Here is a 1,316-nt window from a genome sequence, read left to right on the forward strand (position 1 = left end):
GCCACCCGGACCTGAAGTTCCGCCTCGTGCGGGAGACGACCACCTGGGTCGTTGAGGACGACACCGCCGCCGGGGCCGAGTCGTGACCGCCGCCCACGCTCCCAACACGTACTGGCCCGTCATCCGCTGCGACGGCCCCGACTGCAACGCCGAGACCGGACACCCCGAGGCCCTGACCGCCACCGACGTCCGCCGTCTCCGCCGCGACTGGCACCAGCGTCCCGGCGGTCGGGACATCTGCCCCGACTGCTGGAAGGCCGACCGCCGATGACCCAGCCGCCCGAGCCCGTACCGCCACCCCTACGCCGAGGAGTACCTATGACCATCCAGCCCGGCCAGATCTACCGATCCTGCAAGCCCGGATACGAGGAGTTCCGAATCCGCATCACCTCTGTCGGCACCGAAACCGTAAGCGCCACCTCCGTCGATGGAGGTTGGGCCCTGCTCAACCCGGTCCCTATCCGCCAACTGCACGCCACCCCGACCACGAAGACGGGCCAGCCCCGCCGCAGCGGCTACGTCCTGGAGACCGGAGACACCCGATGACCCAGCCCGAGGGCAGCGAAGCCCACCCGCCACGAGTGCAGTGGCGCGTCGAAATCTGGGACATCGACGGCTGGATGCCCAGCAGCATCAGCCGCCCCGACCGCGACGCCACCCTCGCCCAACTCCAACGCCGCCACGAACGCAACCCGCGCATCCGACTCCGCCTCATCCGCGAGACCACCACCTGGACCGTCGAAGAAAGCGTCGGAGGCGAGCAATGACCACAGGCCAGCTCCCACTCTGGACCGTCGGACGCGACCAGGAACCCGACCACCCGCCCCGCACCAATCCTGACAGCCAAGCCCCTGCAGACGAGTTCGCGCCGAAGAGCTGGCGCCGCGGCCGGCGTCGCGTCCACACCATCGACCCGCAAGGAGACCTCCTGTGACCCAGCCCGCTGAGCGGCACACCGTCGACACGATCACCTCAAACGCCCTCGACCAGCTCTACGCCGAAGTCGCTACCGTCCGCGGACAGATGCGTCTGCTCGACGCCATGCGGCAGAGCCACATGGATGCGGCCTGCGCCGCTGTGCAGCGCGCCGAGCGGGCCGAGGCCGCCATCGAACGCGTCCGCGCCGAGTGCATGGCCACCCTTGAAAGCCGTCACTCCCACCAGTTCCGACGCGACCAGTGCGAGCGGATCCTCGCCGCCCTCGACCCCCAGGAGCCCCAACCGTGACCAGCCTCCCGCCCTACAGCGGCCCCTATCCGCGCTGCATCAAGTGCGGCAACACGGGTGCCTACACCCGGCACGAGCCCGGCCTTGTC

General features: G+C 69.8%; 4 protein-coding genes. All 4 read left to right on the forward strand.

The window, feature by feature from the left end; all coding sequences use genetic code 11:
* The first annotated feature begins 82 nt into the window (after positions 1-82).
* The 4 genes from ABZ135_RS38765 (at position 83) to ABZ135_RS38780 (ending at position 1,227) form a co-directional block, all read left to right on the forward strand.
* Positions 83-271 carry a hypothetical protein gene (locus ABZ135_RS38765; protein WP_356703126.1) on the forward strand — a complete coding sequence of 63 codons (189 nt, stop codon included), beginning with the start codon at positions 83-85 and terminating at the stop codon, positions 269-271.
* A 47-nt stretch (positions 272-318) separates the two neighbouring features.
* Positions 319-546 carry a hypothetical protein gene (locus ABZ135_RS38770; RefSeq protein ID WP_356703128.1) on the forward strand — a complete coding sequence of 76 codons (228 nt, stop codon included), beginning with the start codon at positions 319-321 and terminating at the stop codon, positions 544-546.
* Positions 543-767, forward strand: a complete 225-nt coding sequence (locus ABZ135_RS38775) for a hypothetical protein (RefSeq protein WP_356703130.1) — start codon at positions 543-545, stop codon at positions 765-767. The genes ABZ135_RS38770 and ABZ135_RS38775 overlap by 4 nt, the downstream gene beginning before the upstream one ends.
* 163 nt (positions 768-930) lie before the next feature.
* Positions 931-1,227 carry a hypothetical protein gene (locus tag ABZ135_RS38780; protein ID WP_356703132.1) on the forward strand — a complete coding sequence of 99 codons (297 nt, stop codon included), beginning with the start codon at positions 931-933 and terminating at the stop codon, positions 1,225-1,227.
* The last annotated feature ends 89 nt before the right edge of the window (positions 1,228-1,316 follow it).

The organism is Streptomyces sp. NPDC006339 (assembly GCF_040612775.1).
Lineage (GTDB): Bacteria > Actinomycetota > Actinomycetes > Streptomycetales > Streptomycetaceae > Streptomyces.